We start from the raw sequence: 16,687 nt of genomic DNA on the forward strand, positions 1-16,687 counted from the left end.
TACATTATGCTTGAGCGATGCAACAAACGCCTGTCCCAGCCGGAGCGGACGGCCTCGCCCCCGCGGCTCCGGCAGCCCCCGCCCCCATTACCGCCACGCCCCCGCGCCCGCGCATGCAGATCGCCAGTCACCCCGAAATGGGTCACTGGCGTCTTTCATTGTTCGGTTTGACGCTGGGGCTGGTGACCGGCATCGACTTCTCTTCCACGCTGATGATGGGCGTGGCCAGCCAGCATATCCAGGGCGGCGTCGGTGCCGCGCCGGAAGACTACCTGTACGCGATCTCGGCCTACGCCGCCACCGCGGTGCTAATGAACATGGTGCTCGACCAGATCGCGCGCCGCATCACCTACAAGCGCTTCACCTTGGCGTCGCTGCTGGTGTTCATCGCGGGCTCGCTGATCTGCGCCGAGTTTGCCAGCCCCGCCGGGCTGATCACCGGCAAGGCGGTGCAGGGCTTGGGCGCGGGCGGCCTGTTCGCGGCCTCGCGCATCCTGGTCCAGTTGGTGTCGACGCCGGCCGAGCGCGGCCCGCTCATGCTGCGCTTTGGCGGCGGCGCGTTCTCGATGCTGGCGATCACGCCCTGGCTGACCAGCATCTTCCTCGACGATATCGGCTGGCGCGCGGTGTTCCTGTTCCAGGCCGGCATTGCGCTGCCGGTGCTGCTGTCGGTCGCGCTGACCTACCCCACGCGCGCGCCGCGCGATCCGCATCCGCCGGTATCGACGCTCGACTGGCCCGCCGCCATCGCCGCCGCGCTGGGCGCGCTGGTGTTCCTGCATACGCTGCAGGAAATGCGCTACACGCGCTTCTTCAGCTCGCTGGAGATGCCGCTGGCCGCGCTGTGCGGGGTGGCGCTGTTCGCCTTCAGCGGCTGGCGGCTGTATCGCCATCCGGACCCGTGGATCGACTTCTCGCGCCTGGCGGGGCGCCAGTACTTGTACGGCCTTGGCTTCTACACGCTGTACTACCTGCTGTCGTCGGCATGGTCGTTCCTGCTGCCGACGCTGACGCAGACCGGTCTGGGGCTGACCTTCCGCACCACCTGCATGCTGCTGTCCACCAGCGGCACGGTGTCGGCCATCGGCGCCATCGTGATCACGCTGGGCATGGCGCTGGTATTCCGCAAGCGGCGTGTGATCGCGATCGGCTTTGTCGTCTACGCCTGCGCGGCGATGCTGCTGTCGCACCAGCTGATGCCCGGCGCGCCGGACTACGCGCTGGTGCCGGTGGTGCTGCTCGAAGGGCTGACGCCGGTGCTGCTGATGGTCCAGGTGGCATCGATGACCTACCTGGAAGTGCCGGTCGAGGATTTCTCGCACGCCTACCAGTTCAAGAACGTGTGCAAGCAGATCGCCTCGGCGATGGGCACCGGCTTGGCCAGCGTGTTCATGCAGGACGGCCTGGCGCAGCACCGCACCCACCTGGTGGAGCACATCACCCGCTTCAACCCGGCGCTGCAGATGCCCGACGTACTCTCCGCGGGCGGGCTGGCCAGGATCTCGCAGGAAGTCGACCGGCAGGCCACGCTGCTGGCCGGCATGGACATGCTGCATGGCTTTGCCGTGCTGTGCGTGGTGGCGGCGGTGTTCGTGCTGCTGCAGCGCAGCTTCCGCTGAGACCCAGATTCTGGCCGCTGCTGGGCGCTGCCGGCCCGGCACTGGCGCAATCCCGGCATTTCCTCTACCCTTTCGGCCTTTCCGTGCCAATCCGGCGAACCGCGCCGGCTACGCAGATGGCCAGTTCCACCGATTCCCGCCAGACTCCGCCGCCAGCATCGCAGACCGCCGACAGCGCCGCCACGCCCGAAAAGCCGAGCGACAGCTATGTGCAGTCTTTTGCACGCGGCCTGTCGGTGATCCGGGCCTTCAACGCGCAGCACCCGGCCCAGACCCTGACCGAGATCGCCCAGGCCAGCGGCCTGACGCGCGCCGGCGCGCGCCGCATCCTGCTGACGCTGGTGGGCCTGGGCTACGTGCAGGCCGACGGGCGCCTGTTCCGGCTCACGCCCAAGATCCTGGACCTGGGCTTCGCCTACCTGACCTCGATGCCGTTCTGGAACCTGGCCGAGCCGATCATGGAGACGCTGTCGCAGCAGGTGCATGAAAGCTGCTCGATCTCGGTGCTGGACGGCACCGAGATCGTCTACGTGCTGCGCGTGCCGGCGCGCAAGATCATGACCATCAACCTGTCGATCGGCAGCCGCCTGCCGGCGTATTGTTCTTCGATGGGACGGGTGCTGCTGGCCGGCCTGAGCGAGGCTGAGCTCGACCGCGTGCTGCGCGCCACCGAGCTGCGCGCGCGCACCGGGCGCACCGTGACCGACGTGGACGCGCTCAAGGCCATCGTCGCCGATATCCGCCAGCGCGGCTGGGCCCTGAACGATCAGGAGCTGGAAGAAGGTCTGGTGTCGCTGGCCGCGCCGATCCGCAACCGCGCCGGCCACACCATCGCCGCCATCAACATCAGCGGCCAGGCCAACCGCACCAGCGCGCAGGAGATGCTGGAGCGCTTCCTGCCGCCGCTGCTGGAGGCTTCCGAAAAGATTTCCGGGCTGGTCGGGCTGCGCACCTGAGCGCAGCCGCGCCGGATCAGACTGCGGCGGGCAGCTCCACGCTGCCGAACTCGGCCGAGCGCGTGCCGTCCAGCGGGCGATTGCTGGCGCCGAAATATGCGAACGCCACCGACAGCTTGACCGCATTGGACGCATTGCGGCCGGCGGCATGGAACAACCGGCTGTCGAAGCACAGCACATCGCCGCGGTGCAGCGCCAGCGGCTGCGCGGCGTCCAGCAGCGGCTGGCTGGCCGGGTGCGCTTCGATCAGGAATTCGGCCGGGTCCAGCTGGCCCGGCTCCAGCTTCGCCTGGTGCGACCCCGGGATGACGCGCAGTACCCCATTGCGCTCGTCCTCGTCGCCCAGCGCCAGCCACACCGTCACCAGTTCCGGCCGCGCGAACGACCAGTAGCGCGTATCGCGGTGCCAGCCGGTCTGGCTGCCATAGTGCGGATGCTTGGTCATCACGCAGTTGTGATGCGCCAGCGTGATGCGCGCGGGCTCGCCGAGCAAGGCCTGCACCACGGCCACCAGCTTGGGGTCGCTGGCCCAGCGGCGGAACACCGCATCGCGCCCATAGGCCTGGCGCAGGCGCCTGACCGTGCCGCCGCCGGCGGCATCGCGCGTGGCCGGGGCACCCGGATAGCCGAGGTCGGCCTCGAATTCCACCGGCGGCACCGCCGCGGCCAGGTGCTGGCGCGTCACCGCCTCCAGCGCCGCGCACGCCGCCTCGTCGGCAAAGCCGCGCAGGATCACGAAACCGTTGGCATGGAAGGCCTGCACCAGGCGCGGCAGCGCGCCGGCATCGGCGGACAGAGTGGAAGCAGGCAGGTCGGCGCAGGGATCCAGCAAGGTCATTGCAGCAGGCGCGGGCAAGGCCGCGGAAAGAGGCGGAAAGAGGAACAGGGCCGCGGTGGCCCGACAGGCTCATGATGCCAGAACCGGCGCGATCTGGCGCAGGCGCCGCATCGTCATCCTGCGCCGTGCGGCGGGGCCATCGGGCGCCTGCGTACGGAAACAGACGGTGCCGCAAGCGGCCCGCGCCGCTACAATGCGCTCGTCTCCGCCCGATAATCCCTGCATCCGCCGACTTTTTCCCCACCTCTTGCGCCGAGGTCCCACGTGACTGCACGCCCCCGCATCGTCGCTTCGCTGGCCGAGGCCCAGGCCCAGCTGGGCCGCATTGTCCTTGGCAAGCCACAACCGGTGCGGCTGGCGCTGGCCTGCATGCTGGCCCGCGGTCACCTGCTGCTGGAAGACGTGCCGGGCGTGGGCAAGACCACGCTGGCCCATGCGCTGGCGCGCACGCTGGGGCTGCACTACCAGCGCGTGCAGTTCACCAGCGACCTGTTGCCGGCCGACCTGATCGGGGTTTCGGTCTTTGTCCGCGACGCCGGCGAATTCCGTTTTCACCGTGGCCCCGTATTCGCGCAGGTGGTGCTGGCCGACGAGATCAACCGGGCACCGCCCAAGACCCAGAGCGCGCTGCTCGAGGCGATGGCCGAGGGGCAGGTGACCCATGACGGCGCCACGTACCCGCTGCCGTCGCCCTTTTTCGTCATCGCCACGCAGAACCCGCTCGAGCAGATCGGCACCCATGCGCTGCCCGAATCCCAGCTGGACCGCTTCACCATGCGGCTGTCGCTGGGCTACCCCGACCCCGCCTTCGAGCGGGTGCTGTACCTCGGCGGCGCGAGCGCTGCGGAACTGCCCCCGGTGATGGATGGCAGCCAGGTGCTGGCCTTGCAGGAAGCGGCCGCGCAGGTCTACGCCAGCCCGGCGCTGGTCGACTACGCGCTGGCGCTGGTGCAGGCCACGCGCAGCCACGGCGGCTTTGCCGCGGGGCTGTCGCCGCGCGCCGGGCTGGCGCTGCTGGCGTGTGCGCGGGCCTGGGCCCTGCTGGCACAGCGCGAACTGGTGCTGCCCGAAGACGTGCAGGCGGTCTTTATGGCCGTGGCCGCGCACCGCTTGTTGCCGGCCGGCGCCGGTGGCCACGCCGCCGTCGACGGCCAGCTGGCCGCGCTGCTGGCCGGCGTGGCGATTCCCTGAGGGCCATGGCGTCGCGCAAGGGCGTGCTCGGCGGCTTGCCACGCCTAGCACGGCACCGCGCGGCAAGCCGGCGCCCCGCTGGCGGCGCCGGCGGCGTGGTGCTGCTGGACCGGCGCCATCTCTATATCCTGCCCACGCGCGGCGGGGTCGGCTTTGCGGTGGTGCTGGCCGCCATGCTGATGACTTCGCTGAACTACAACATCAGCCTGGGTTTTGCGTTGACGTTCATGCTGGCGGGCATCGGCATGTCGTGCCTGTGGCTGGCCTACCGCAACCTGCTTGACCTCGCCGTGGCCGCGGGGCCGGTGGCGGCGGTCCATGCCGGACAGGATGCCGTGTTCCACCTGCGCGTGGACAGCCGCGGTGGCGACGCGCGCATCGGCATCGAGGCCCGCTTGCGCGCCTGGCCGGAAGTCGCTGCCGCGACGCTGACGCTCGATGCCAATGCCAGCGGCATGCTGGCGCTGCACGTGCCGGCGCCACGCCGGGGCCGTCTGGCGCTGCCGCGCGTGACGATGGCGAGCCGCTTTCCGTTCGGCCTGTTCCATGTCTGGAGCCATGCGGACCTGGAGTTGTCGACGCTGGTCTACCCCGCGCCGGAAGCCGGTGCCCCGCCGCCACCCGAGCAGCGCGCCGACGCAGGCGACGGCGCGCAAGCCGCCGCCAGCGCGGCGAGCAGCGAAGACGGCATCGACCAGCTGCGTCGCTACCGCAGCGGCGACCCGCTGCACCGCATCGCCTGGAAGCACAGCGCGCGCACCGGCCGCTGGCTCAGCCGCGCCGGCGATCCGCCGCGGCAGCCGGCGCGCTGGCTGGACTGGCACGCGCTGCCCGCGGGCATGGAGGCCGAGGCCCGGCTGTCGCGCCTGTGCGCGTGGCTGCTCGCCGCCGGCGACGAGGTCGAGATCGGCCTGCGCCTGCCCGGCGTGGAACTGCCGCCGGCGCGCGGCGCCAGCCACCGGCGCGCCTGCCTCGAGGCACTGGCCTTGTGGCCGCAACGTCCTGGCACCTACCGCGCCGCGGCACACCCATGAAAACCGCGCCCCGGCCGCTGCGGCATGAAGACCACGGCCTGCTGCTGGGCCAGCTGGCGCTGGTGCTGGCGCCGCAGGCGCGCACGCTGCCGGTGGCGGTGAGCCTGCTGCTGGTGCTGTTGCTGGCGTGGCGCTGGCTGCTGTGGCGGCGGCGGGCGCCGCTGCCGTCGCGCTGGATGCTCGGCACGACCGCGGTGCTGGTGCTGCTGGTGGCGTGTGCGCTGGTATGGCAGGACGGAGGTGGCATCGGGCGCGAGCTGGCGGTGGCGTTGCTGGGCGCCTTTGTCATCCTCAAGCTGCTGGAATGCCGCGCACTGTCGGACGCGACCCTGGTCACGCAGCTGTCGTTCTACCTGCTGCTGACGCTGTACCTGTCCGACCAGCCGTTCTGGCTGGCGCTGTATAGCCTGGCCATCGGCGCCTGGGTGCTGCGCAACTGGCTGTTGCTGCATCACCCCGAGGCGCGCAGCCGGCTGGCGATCTGGCCGCTGCTGGGCCGCATGGCGCTGTTGGGGTTGCCGTGGGCACTGGCGCTGTTCGTGCTGTTCCCGCGCCTGGAGCACCCGCTGTGGCAGCTGCCCCAATCGGCGCAGAGCGGCACCACCGGCATCAGCGACACCATGCGCCCGGGCAGCGTGGGGCAACTGATCCGTTCGCCCGAAATCGCCCTGCGTGCCGAAATTGCCGGCCAGCCGTTGCCCGCGGCCGCGCTTTACTGGCGCGCGCTGGTGCTGTGGGAATACGACGGCACCACCTGGCATCCGTCGCCGCAGCGACGCCAGCAACTGGCCCCCGCGGCTGGCGCCGGCAGCACGGCGAGCATCGACATCAGCATTACGCTCGAACCCAGCCGGCAGCGCTGGCTGTTCGTGCTCGACCGCGGCCAGGCGCTGTCCGCCGGCGCGGATGCCGCGATCACGCCCGATGGCGAATTCATGTCGCGCCGGCCGGTGGACCAGCGCATCCGCTATCGCGCCCATTCCACGCTGTCGCCACCGGCGGAATCGCTGCCGCCGGCCACGCTGCGGCTCGCCCTGAGCCTGCCCCCCGGCAACCCGCGCGCCCGCGCACTAGGCGCCCAATGGGCACAGCGCCATGCCGATCCCGCCGCGCGCGTGCAGGCCGCGCTGCGGTTGTTCGCGGCCGCGCCCTTCGCCTATACGCTCACGCCGCCGCCGCTCGGGGCTGAACAGATCGACAGCTTCGTGTTCGATACCCGGCGCGGCTTCTGCGAGCACTACGCCAGCAGTTTCGTCTTCCTGATGCGCGCCGCCGGCGTGCCGGCGCGCGTGGTCACGGGCTACCAGGGCGGCGAGTACAACCCCATGGCCAATCACTACGTGGTGCGCCAGTCCGATGCGCATGCGTGGGCCGAGGTCTGGCTCGACGGCCGCGGCTGGCTACGCGTGGACCCGACCAGCGCGGTCGCGCCCAGCCGCATCGAGCAGGGGCTGGATGCGGTGGTCGGCAGCGAAGCCAATGACTGGCGCCCGTCGCGGCAGCCGGCGTGGCTGAAGGATTTGCGCTGGGCGTATGAGGGCATGGTCTACACCTGGCAGCGCTGGGTGCTGCAGTACGACCATGCGCGCCAGCAGCGGCTGCTGCAGGCGCTCGGCACCAGCGCCGGCGCCGGCCCTTTGCTGGCCGCCGTGCTTGGCATGCTGTGCCTGCTGGCGCTGGTGCCCCTGTGGCGGCGGCGCGTGCCGGCGGACCCGGTCAGTGCGGCCTATGCCCGCTTCTGCACCGTGCTCGCGCGCCACGGCTGCACGCGCGCGCCGGCCGAAGGCCCACAGGACTTTGCGGTGCGGGCCAGCGCGCAGCTGCCGTGCGCCGGCGACGCGATCGCCGCCGTCAGCGCCGCCTATATCAGCCTGCGCTACGGCAGCCTGCCAGCCGAAACGCGGGCCCAGGCCCTCGCCTCGATGCGGGCCGGCATCCGCCGGATCTCGGCGTCATTGCATCGGTAGCAGGCGGACGCTCGCGCATTAGCTGCATTTGATATAATTACATTTGAAACTATATCAGATGCCATCAATCCGCCGCCCGCCATGTCCTTTGAGCAACGCATCGACCGCTTTTGCGCCACCCACCCGGAAGCCCCGCGCGACCTGATCCTGGCCTCACGGCTGCTGCTGCGCACCGCGCGCCTGCTGCGCGGGCATATCGACCAGGCCCTGGCGCCCTTTGAACTGGAGATGAGCCAGTATCTCGTGCTGAGCATGCTTGCCGTCGATGAAGGTGAACCGAGCATGCCGTCCGAACTGGGTGCCACGCTCGATGCCACCCGCACGCAGATGACGCGGCTGCTGGATGGCCTGGAAACGCGCGGGTTGCTGCGCCGGCGCGCTTCGGCCAGCGACCGGCGCAGCCTGGAGCTGACCCTGACACCGGCCGGCCGCCGGCTGCTCGAGCGTGCCGCCCCGGCCGTGCATGCCGCCTATGGCGAAGCGTGGGCGCCGCTCGGTGCAAGCGGCCTGGCCAGCGCTACCCGCACGCTGACCCTGCTGCACCAGACCCTCGAGGCACAGCAGCCATGAATCCGGAATCGCCCTGGCGCCCGCTGTGGCGATTGCGCGCGGGCATGCGGTGGCTGCGCTGGCTGAGCCACCGGCAGCGGCAGACGCTGCTGATGACGCTGCTGGCGCTGGCCACGGGCGTGGAGTTCCTCGAGAACATCATGTTCGTGTTTGCCTCCAGCCATATCGTCGGCGGCCTTGACGCCGACCCGCGCAGCTTTGCGCTGGTGCAGGCGGCCTACGCGGTGGGCAGCATGCTGATGATCCTGAAGCAGCAATGGCTGTCGCGCCGGTTCGGCTACCGCTACTACCTGACTGGCGCGCTGCTGCTGTTCATGGCCGGCACGGTGGTGGCCGCGACCAGCCATGCGCTGCCGCAGATGGTGGTGGCGCGCTTTATCCAGGGCGTGGGCGGCGGCGCCTTGTTCACCAGCTGCCGCATCCTGGTCAATGTGCTATTCAGCCCAACCGAGCGGCCGCGCGCCACGCGCATCTTCATGATCGGCATCTTCGCCGCCTCGGCGCTGGGCCCCGCGTTCGCCGCCGAACTGATCGACCATGGGGTCTGGCAGGACGTGTTCTATGGCGTGTTGCCGTTCGCCGCGCTGGCGACGCTGGGCGCGTGGCTGCTGCTGCCCGATGCCGAGCCGCGCGCCGGCGCCGACGGCCCCGCGCTCGGGCCGCTGCTGCTGTTCGGTGCCGCCATCGTGACGTTGCAGGCGGCACTGACCGAGGCGCGCTTCGACGTGTTCTCGCATCCGCTGCGCCTTACCCTGGTGGCCACCGCGGGGCTGGCGCTGCTGGCGGTGTTCCTGTGGCACCAGTGGCACCACCGCGCGCCGGTGCTGCATCTGCGCGCGCTGCGCCAGCCGGTGTACCTGACCGGCCTGGCGATGTACTTCGTGTACTACATGATCAGCAACCTGAGCGGCTACCTGTTCCCGATCTATGCCGAGCAGGCGCTGAAGATCCCGCTGGCCACCACGGGCTGGCTCAATACCTTCGCCGCGCTGGTCAGCCTGGCCGGCATCTTCGTCTACCTGCAACTGGCGCCGCGCCTCACCCGCAAGAAGCCGCTGATGGTGGCCGGGCTGGTGCTGATGGCCGGCACGGCATGGTGGTTCGCGCAGATGCCGCCCGACGTCGGGCCGCCGGCGCTGGCGTGGGGGCTCATCGGCAAGGGCCTGTTCGGCGTGCTGGTGATCATTCCCATTGCCGGGCTGACGTTCCGCGCGCTAAGCCCGGATGCATTTGCCCACGGCTACCGCAGCAAGAACCTGATGCGGCAGATCGCCAGCTCGTTTGCTTCGGCGCTGGGTGCGGTGCTGCTGCAGAACCGCCAGTTCGCTGTGCACGACAGCCTGCTGCACGCGCTCGGCCAGCGCCCCGCGGAGGCGGAACACTGGATGTCCGGGATGCAGGCGGCGCTGGCCGCGCGCGGCTTCGATGCGGCGCAGGCACACCAGGGCGCGCTGGCGCAGCTCAGTGCACTGATCACGCAGCAGGCCACGCTGATTGCTTGCGAGGATATCTATCGGCTGATTGCCGGCCTGGCGCTCGGCGCGGCGGCGTACATGCTGTTGCAGCGGCGGCTGACGTAGGCACCCAATGCATCGCGACGCGAGGCTGGCGAGGACTGCAGGTACTACCGGGAGAATCAGGGAGAAGCGAAGGCACCGCGCGCAAAAGGGGGCGGCGCGGACGGGTCGCAGTGCCGGCGGTCGCGGCACCGGCGCAGGTCCTGCTCAGAACAGCGACAGCTGGCGCATGCCGAAACCAATGGTCTCTTCCACGCGCGCGCGGGCGTGGGCCAGCGAGCCTTCCGCGCCGGAGTAGTTGCCGGCGGCCCAGTGGTAGACCACGGGAAGCTCGCCGCGCTCGGACAGGCGCACTTCGCCCAGCTTGTCGCCACGCTCGTTGCGGTAGAAGTGCGAACGGTAGCCGCGCTCCCAGTGCGGGGCCACCTCTTTCTTGCGCCGCCGGGGCTTCGGCGCGGAGCCGGTGGCAGACGTCGTGGACGTCAGCCGCCGCGCTCGATCGGTACCCGGCATCTGGGCACGGGTGAAATCCAACTGCATAGACTTCCTCTTTGTCGATTCAGCAGAACCAGGGCCGGCGGGGGCTGCCGCCGCATGCTTCGTGCATCGCAGTCGAGATGATACCTGCTGGCGCGCTTTCTGTAAGCAGTTCGTTGCGCTGAATCCCGCCTCTGGTAAGGCTTAGCGGGCCGTATACCGGCACGTATACCCGCTTGTTTACGTGTCGGTATACGTGCGGGTATACGGCCCGCGGAGGCGTCAAAGCGTTGCTGGTTAACGGCTTGCGGACACACGGCGGTGCCCGCAAGGATCAACCCAGATCGAGCGGAATGAAGATGCGTGCATCATCGCGCTGCACCAGCAACGCCACCTGCTTGCCCGACTTGCCCACCAGCGTGCGCAGTTGATCGACCGATGCAATGGGCGTGCCGTTGAGCGACAGGATCACGTCGCCGGGCTGGATGCCAACGCGCGCGGCGGGCCCGGTCACGTCCTCGACCACCAGGCCGCCGTCGATGCCGCTTTCGTGCTTCTCCGCCGGCGTCAGCGGGCGCACAGCCAGCCCCAGCCGGCCATTGGCCTCCTTGCCGCCCGCCTTCTGCGCCACGGCCTGGTCCCGGGCGGTGCCCACGGTCACCGCCAGCGTCATCGGCTGGCCCTTGCGGATGATCTTCAGCGAGCTCTGCGTGCCCGGCTTGATGTCGGCCACGTGCTCCGGCAGGTCGCCCGAATGATCGATCACGTCGTTGTCCAGCTGCACGATGACGTCGCCAGGCTTCAGGCCCGCGCGTGCGGCCGGGCTGTCAGGCTCCACCGAATTGACCAGCGCCCCCGTCGGCCTGGGCAGCCCGAACGACTGCGCCAGCGCCTGGTTGACCTCCTGCACACTGATGCCAAGGCGCCCGCGCGTGACCTTGCCGTGCGCCACCAGTTGCTGCTGCACCTTGGTCGCCACGTCGATCGGGATCGCGAACGAGAGGCCCTGGTAGCCGCCGGTCTGGCTGTATATCTGCGCGTTGATGCCGACCACCTCGCCGCGCTGGTTGAACAGCGGGCCGCCCGAGTTGCCGGGATTGACGGCCACGTCGGTCTGGATGAACGGCACATAGGTGTCGTCAGGCAGCGAGCGCGACTTCGCGCTGACGATGCCCGCGGTCACGGTGTTCTCAAAGCCGTAAGGCGAGCCGATCGCCAGCACGGGCTCGCCCACGCGCACCTGCGACGGGTCGCCCAGGCGGACCGTCGGCAGATCCTTGGCATCGATGCGAATCACTGCCACGTCGGTCTGCGGATCGGTGCCGAGCACCTTGGCCTTGAACTCGCGGCGGTCGGTCAGCTTGACGGTCACCTCCTGCGCGCCGTCGACAACGTGGGCATTAGTCAGGATCAGGCCGTCGGGGCTGACGATAAAGCCCGAGCCCAGTCCGCGCACCAGTTGTTGCGGACCAGCTTGCGGCCCCTTGAATTGCGGGCCGAAGCGCTTGAAGAACTGGAACAGCGGATCGTCCGGATCGATGCCGGGCGGCATCTGCACCGCCGTGCGCTGGGCGCGCGCGGTCACGCTGATATTGACCACCGCGGGTCCGTACTGAGCGACGATGCCGGAAAAATCCATCGGCCTGGCCACGGCGGCCGCCGGCTGGGCGGCCGCCACCACAGGAGCGGGAGCCGCGTAGCCCGGGGTGATGACTTCCCGCTGCAGATAGGCATAGCCGCCGCCGAGCGCGGCCAGGGCCGCGATACCAACGGCGGTGCGAGCAATGGTCTGGCGCATCATAGGTGTTCCTTTCCTTTTAGCATCCGGCGTCGGCACGATGCGACGCAACACCGCCATGCTAGCGAGCCAGACTTAAAACAGACTTAAGGATGAGACTCGCATCCCACTGCGCGGCGATCCGCTCGGCGTTCTCGAAAATTTAGCTTGCGCACAATCTAATTGTGTTTAATATACTGGCATGGAACGCGATCACGAACCCGCCACTGACTGGCTTTTGCTTGATCAGCAACTATGCTTTGCGCTGTATTCGAGCTCGTTGGCGATGACCAAGCTGTACAAGCCACTGCTAAGTGAGCTTGGGCTTACTTATCCGCAGTACCTCGTCATGCTGGTCTTGTGGGAGACAGAAACGTTGTCGGTTTCGGAACTCGGCAATCGCCTGGCGCTGGACTCGGGCACGCTGACGCCGCTGCTGAAGCGGCTAGCCGCCACGGGTCTGGTCAACCGCACCCGGGACGCAACGGACGAACGCAGGGTCCTGGTCAGCCTGACTGACGCCGGCCGTGCACTGCGTCAGCGCGCGACCAGGATTCCTGAACAGATGTTATGTGCCACGCAATGCCCGGTCGAAGAGATCCAGGCGCTGACGCGGCGCTTGCATGCACTGCGGTCGACGCTCGAACAAGCGCGGACCGATTCCAGCTTGCCGAACTGACGGCAGGCCTTAATGATGGCGCCCCTGCGGGCAACCAAACCGGAGCCTTAGATGAAACTCGAAAAAGTCGTATATACCGCCCATGCCACTGCGACCGGCGGCCGCGATGGCCGTGCCACTACCTCCGATGGCCAGCTCGATGCCAAGCTCGCCGTGCCAAAAGAGATGGGTGGTGCCGGCAACGGCCTGAATCCGGAGCAGCTGTTTGCCGCCGGCTATTCGGCCTGCTTCCTCGGGGCGATGCGCTATGTCGCGAGCCAGCAGAAGATCAACGTGCCCGCCGATGCATCGATCGAGGGCGCGGTCGGCATCGGTCCGATCCCGCAGGGCTTTGGTATCCAGGTCGAACTGAAAATCTCGCTACCCGGCTTCGAGCGCGAGGCTGCCGAGAAGCTGGTCGAGCAGGCGCATCAGGTGTGCCCGTACTCGAACGCGACGCGCGGCAATATCGACGTCACGCTGACTGTGGTCTGAAGCGTCGAGCCGAGAAAAAACGGCCCGCATCGCAAGTGCGATGCGGGCCGTTTTTTTGGCATGGTGCGGGCTACTGGCCCGGTTCGGCGCTGGTCAGATGAGCGCAAAATGACCGCTTCTGCGCCGAACTCATCCGTTTGATTTCGATTTCTGCCTTCAACGCTTCCGACTTGGTGGCAAAGCGCAATTGGCCGAGCACGCGCAAGGGCTTGCGCGAGCGCGTGTACTTGGCGCCTTTGCCGGACTGGTGTTCGGCAAAACGGCGCGCCACGTCCGTGGTGATTCCGGTGTAAATGGAATCGCCGGTGCATTCGAGCAGATAGAGATACCAGGCGCAGTCAGCGGACATAGGCGGAAATGGAGAGCTGCGGCAATGGTATTACGGTGTAACGGCAATGGCGAGCGCAGCGCCAAAGCAAAAACCCCTCGCAGCGAATGCTGTCGAGGGGTTTTGCACGATAAGAGCCTGGCGATGACCTACTTTCACACGGGTATCCGCACTATCATCGGCGCGGAGCTGTTTCACGGACCTGTTCGGGATGGGAAGGGGTGGTTCCAGCTCGCTATGGTCACCAGGCATGAAGGGTTGTGACGCTGGGGTTGAAGCCAGCGTCACGAATCGGGATGTAGTGTTGGTTGTGTATTGACTGTGTCAACTGGCACAAGGCGAATCACTCACCAGGCAAAACACACTGGTTATAGGATCAAGCCTTACGGGCAATTAGTACTGGTTAGCTTAACGCATTACTGCGCTTCCACACCCAGCCTATCAACGTCCTGGTCTCGAACGACCCTTCAAGGAGGTCAAGCCTCCAGGGAATCCTCATCTTCAGGCGAGTTTCCCGCTTAGATGCTTTCAGCGGTTATCTCTTCCGTACATAGCTACCCTGCGATGCCTCTGGCGAGACAACAGGTACACCAGCGGTACGTCCACTCCGGTCCTCTCGTACTAGGAGCAGCCCCCGTCAAGATTCCAACGCCCACGGCAGATAGGGACCAAACTGTCTCACGACGTTTTAAACCCAGCTCACGTACCTCTTTAAATGGCGAACAGCCATACCCTTGGGACCGGCTACAGCCCCAGGATGAGATGAGCCGACATCGAGGTGCCAAACACCGCCGTCGATATGAACTCTTGGGCGGTATCAGCCTGTTATCCCCAGAGTACCTTTTATCCGTTGAGCGATGGCCCTTCCATTCAGAACCACCGGATCACTATGTCCTGCTTTCGCACCTGCTCGACTTGTCGGTCTCGCAGTTAAGCACGCTTTTGCCATTGCACTTTAGGTACGATGTCCGACCGTACCAAGCGTACCTTCGAACTCCTCCGTTACACTTTGGGAGGAGACCGCCCCAGTCAAACTGCCTACCATGCACTGTCCCCGACCCGGATTCACGGGCCAAGGTTAGAACCTCAAACAAACCAGGGTGGTATTTCAAGGACGGCTCCACGTGAACTGGCGTCCACGCTTCAAAGCCTCCCACCTATCCTACACAGATCGGTTCAAAGTCCAATGCAAAGCTACAGTAAAGGTTCATGGGGTCTTTCCGTCTAGCCGCGGGGAGATTGCATCATCACAAACACTTCAACTTCGCTGAGTCTCGGGAGGAGACAGTGTGGCCATCGTTACGCCATTCGTGCAGGTCGGAACTTACCCGACAAGGAATTTCGCTACCTTAGGACCGTTATAGTTACGGCCGCCGTTTACCGGGACTTCAATCAAGAGCTTGCACCCCATCATTTAATCTTCCGGCACCGGGCAGGCGTCACACCCTATACGTCCACTTTCGTGTTTGCAGAGTGCTGTGTTTTTATTAAACAGTCGCAGCCACCATTTTATTGCAACCCCTTCACCCTTCTGGCGCAGGCCAGTCAAGCTACCAGGGCGTACCTTATCCCGAAGTTACGGTACCAATTTGCCGAGTTCCTTCTCCCGAGTTCTCTCAAGCGCCTTAGAATACTCATCTCGCCCACCTGTGTCGGTTTGCGGTACGGTCTCGTATGACTGAAGCTTAGAGGCTTTTCTTGGAACCACTTCCAATTGCTTCGCAGCACTAGGCCGCTCGCCCCACACTCTTGAATTCCGCGCCCGGATTTGCCTAAGCGCCTTCTCCAATGCAGGGACCGGGACTTCCAACACCCGGACAACCTTCCGCGATCCGTCCCCCCATCGCATCATACGACGGTGCAGGAATATTAACCTGCTTCCCATCAGCTACGCATCTCTGCCTCGCCTTAGGGGCCGACTCACCCTACGCCGATGAACGTTGCGTAGGAAACCTTGGGCTTACGGCGAGGGGGCCTTTCACCCCCTTTATCGCTACTCATGTCAGCATTCGCACTTCTGATACCTCCAGCATCCTTTACAAGACACCTTCACAGGCTTACAGAACGCTCTCCTACCACGCACTTGCGTGCGTCCGCAGCTTCGGTATATGGCTTAGCCCCGTTACATCTTCCGCGCAGGACGACTCGATCAGTGAGCTATTACGCTTTCTTTAAAGGGTGGCTGCTTCTAAGCCAACCTCCTGACTGTTTTAGCCTTCCCACTTCGTTTCCCACTTAGCCATATTTGGGGACCTTAGCTGGCGGTCTGGGTTGTTTCCCTCTTGACACCGGACGTTAGCACCCGATGTCTGTCTCCCGTGATTGCACTCTTCGGTATTCGGAGTTTGCTATGGCGGGGTAATCAGCAATAGACCCCCCAACCATGACAGTGCTCTACCCCCGAAGGTGAGACACGAGGCACTACCTAAATAGTTTTCGGAGAGAACCAGCTATTTCCAGATTTGTTTAGCCTTTCACCCCTATCCACAGCTCATCCCCTAACTTTTCAACGTTAGTGGGTTCGGTCCTCCAGTACGTGTTACCGCACCTTCAACCTGGCCATGGATAGATCATCTGGTTTCGGGTCTACACCCAGCGACTCAACGCCCTGTTCGGACTCGCTTTCGCTACGCCTTCCCTAATCGGTTAAGCTTGCCACTGAATGTAAGTCGCTGACCCATTATACAAAAGGTACGCCGTCACCCCTTACGAGGCTCCGACTGTTTGTATGCATGCGGTTTCAGGATCTATTTCACTCCCCTCCCGGGGTTCTTTTCGCCTTTCCCTCACGGTACTGGTTCACTATCGGTCGATCACGAGTATTTAGCCTTGGAGGATGGTCCCCCCATCTTCAGACAGGATTTCACGTGTCCCGCCCTACTTGTCGTACACCTAGTTCCACAATCGTGTTTTCGCATACAGGGCTATCACCTGCTAGGGCCGGGCTTTCCATCCCGTTCTGCTAACACCACTGCTAAAGAGTACAAGGCTCTTCCCATTTCGTTCGCCACTACTCTGGGAATCTCGGTTGATTTCTGTTCCTGCAGCTACTTAGATGTTTCAGTTCGCCGCGTTCGCTTCCCTGACCTATGAATTCAGTCAGGGATGACCCATACGGGCCGGGTTTCCCCATTCGGACATCTCCGGATCAAAGCTTGTTTGCCAGCTCCCCGAAGCTTTTCGCAGGCTACCGCGTCCTTCATCGCCTGTGATCGCCAAGGCATCCACCACATGCACTTGTTCGCTTGACCCTATAACGA

General features: G+C 65.9%; 13 protein-coding genes and 2 rRNA genes. 9 read left to right on the forward strand and 6 right to left on the reverse strand.

From position 1 onward, the window contains the following. Positions 1–17: 17 nt before the first annotated feature. Both ACOCMH_RS02235 and ACOCMH_RS02240 read left to right on the forward strand, forming a co-directional pair. Complete coding sequence (locus tag ACOCMH_RS02235) at positions 18–1,619, forward strand: MFS transporter (RefSeq protein ID WP_427307548.1); 1,602 nt, start codon at positions 18–20, stop codon at positions 1,617–1,619. A 116-nt stretch (positions 1,620–1,735) separates the two neighbouring features. Then, the gene (locus ACOCMH_RS02240; protein ID WP_427307549.1) at positions 1,736–2,575 is read left to right on the forward strand and encodes an IclR family transcriptional regulator; all 840 of its coding nucleotides are present in this window, start codon (positions 1,736–1,738) and stop codon (positions 2,573–2,575) included. Between the two features lie 16 nt (positions 2,576–2,591). On the opposite strand, the gene ACOCMH_RS02245 is transcribed toward ACOCMH_RS02240, so the two are convergent. Further along, entirely contained in the window at positions 2,592–3,413 is an 822-nt protein-coding gene (locus tag ACOCMH_RS02245) for a phytanoyl-CoA dioxygenase family protein (protein ID WP_427307550.1), read from the reverse strand. 264 nt (positions 3,414–3,677) lie between these two features. On the opposite strand from ACOCMH_RS02245, the gene ACOCMH_RS02250 reads away from it, so the two are divergent. The 5 genes from ACOCMH_RS02250 to ACOCMH_RS02270 all read left to right on the forward strand — a co-directional run bounded on the left by ACOCMH_RS02250 (position 3,678) and on the right by ACOCMH_RS02270 (position 9,755). Next, entirely contained in the window at positions 3,678–4,604 is a 927-nt protein-coding gene (locus ACOCMH_RS02250; RefSeq protein WP_427307551.1) for an AAA family ATPase, read from the forward strand. 5 nt (positions 4,605–4,609) lie between these two features. Next, entirely contained in the window at positions 4,610–5,638 is a 1,029-nt protein-coding gene (locus ACOCMH_RS02255) for a DUF58 domain-containing protein (protein WP_427307552.1), read from the forward strand. Continuing rightward, positions 5,635–7,605, forward strand: a complete 1,971-nt coding sequence (locus ACOCMH_RS02260; RefSeq protein WP_427307553.1) for a transglutaminase TgpA family protein — start codon at positions 5,635–5,637, stop codon at positions 7,603–7,605. Before ACOCMH_RS02255 ends, ACOCMH_RS02260 begins: the two co-directional genes overlap by 4 nt. 81 nt (positions 7,606–7,686) lie before the next feature. Continuing rightward, the gene (locus tag ACOCMH_RS02265; RefSeq protein ID WP_427307554.1) at positions 7,687–8,175 is read left to right on the forward strand and encodes a MarR family winged helix-turn-helix transcriptional regulator; all 489 of its coding nucleotides are present in this window, start codon (positions 7,687–7,689) and stop codon (positions 8,173–8,175) included. Beyond that, complete coding sequence (locus ACOCMH_RS02270; RefSeq protein WP_427307555.1) at positions 8,172–9,755, forward strand: MFS transporter; 1,584 nt, start codon at positions 8,172–8,174, stop codon at positions 9,753–9,755. Before ACOCMH_RS02265 ends, ACOCMH_RS02270 begins: the two co-directional genes overlap by 4 nt. A 144-nt stretch (positions 9,756–9,899) precedes the next feature. Here ACOCMH_RS02270 and ACOCMH_RS02275 read toward each other — a convergent pair whose 3' ends face one another. Continuing rightward, positions 9,900–10,232, reverse strand: coding sequence for a hypothetical protein (locus ACOCMH_RS02275; protein ID WP_171518056.1), 333 nt, complete (start codon positions 10,230–10,232; stop codon positions 9,900–9,902). A gap of 271 nt (positions 10,233–10,503) precedes the next feature. Continuing rightward, positions 10,504–11,970 carry a DegQ family serine endoprotease gene (locus ACOCMH_RS02280; RefSeq protein ID WP_427307556.1) on the reverse strand — a complete coding sequence of 489 codons (1,467 nt, stop codon included), beginning with the start codon at positions 11,968–11,970 and terminating at the stop codon, positions 10,504–10,506. Positions 11,971–12,148: 178 nt separating this feature from the next. Here ACOCMH_RS02280 and ACOCMH_RS02285 point away from each other — a divergent pair, with 178 nt between their 5' ends. Next, complete coding sequence (locus ACOCMH_RS02285; protein WP_427307557.1) at positions 12,149–12,625, forward strand: MarR family winged helix-turn-helix transcriptional regulator; 477 nt, start codon at positions 12,149–12,151, stop codon at positions 12,623–12,625. Positions 12,626–12,676: 51 nt separating this feature from the next. Then, positions 12,677–13,099 (forward strand): organic hydroperoxide resistance protein, encoded by a 423-nt coding sequence (locus ACOCMH_RS02290; protein WP_116357812.1) that lies wholly within the window; start codon positions 12,677–12,679, stop codon positions 13,097–13,099. Positions 13,100–13,169: 70 nt separating this feature from the next. Here the strand turns inward: ACOCMH_RS02290 and ACOCMH_RS02295 are convergent, their stop codons facing one another. The 3 genes from ACOCMH_RS02295 to ACOCMH_RS02305 form a co-directional block, all read right to left on the reverse strand. After that, the gene (locus ACOCMH_RS02295; RefSeq protein WP_427307558.1) at positions 13,170–13,448 is read right to left on the reverse strand and encodes a GIY-YIG nuclease family protein; all 279 of its coding nucleotides are present in this window, start codon (positions 13,446–13,448) and stop codon (positions 13,170–13,172) included. Between the two features lie 115 nt (positions 13,449–13,563). Then, positions 13,564–13,676 (reverse strand): 5S ribosomal RNA (gene rrf, locus ACOCMH_RS02300). Positions 13,677–13,799: 123 nt separating this feature from the next. Then, positions 13,800–16,678, reverse strand: a 23S ribosomal RNA gene (locus tag ACOCMH_RS02305). Positions 16,679–16,687: the final 9 nt, after the last annotated feature.

Source organism: Cupriavidus sp. H39 (genome assembly GCF_050271075.1).
GTDB lineage: Bacteria > Pseudomonadota > Gammaproteobacteria > Burkholderiales > Burkholderiaceae > Cupriavidus > Cupriavidus necator_B.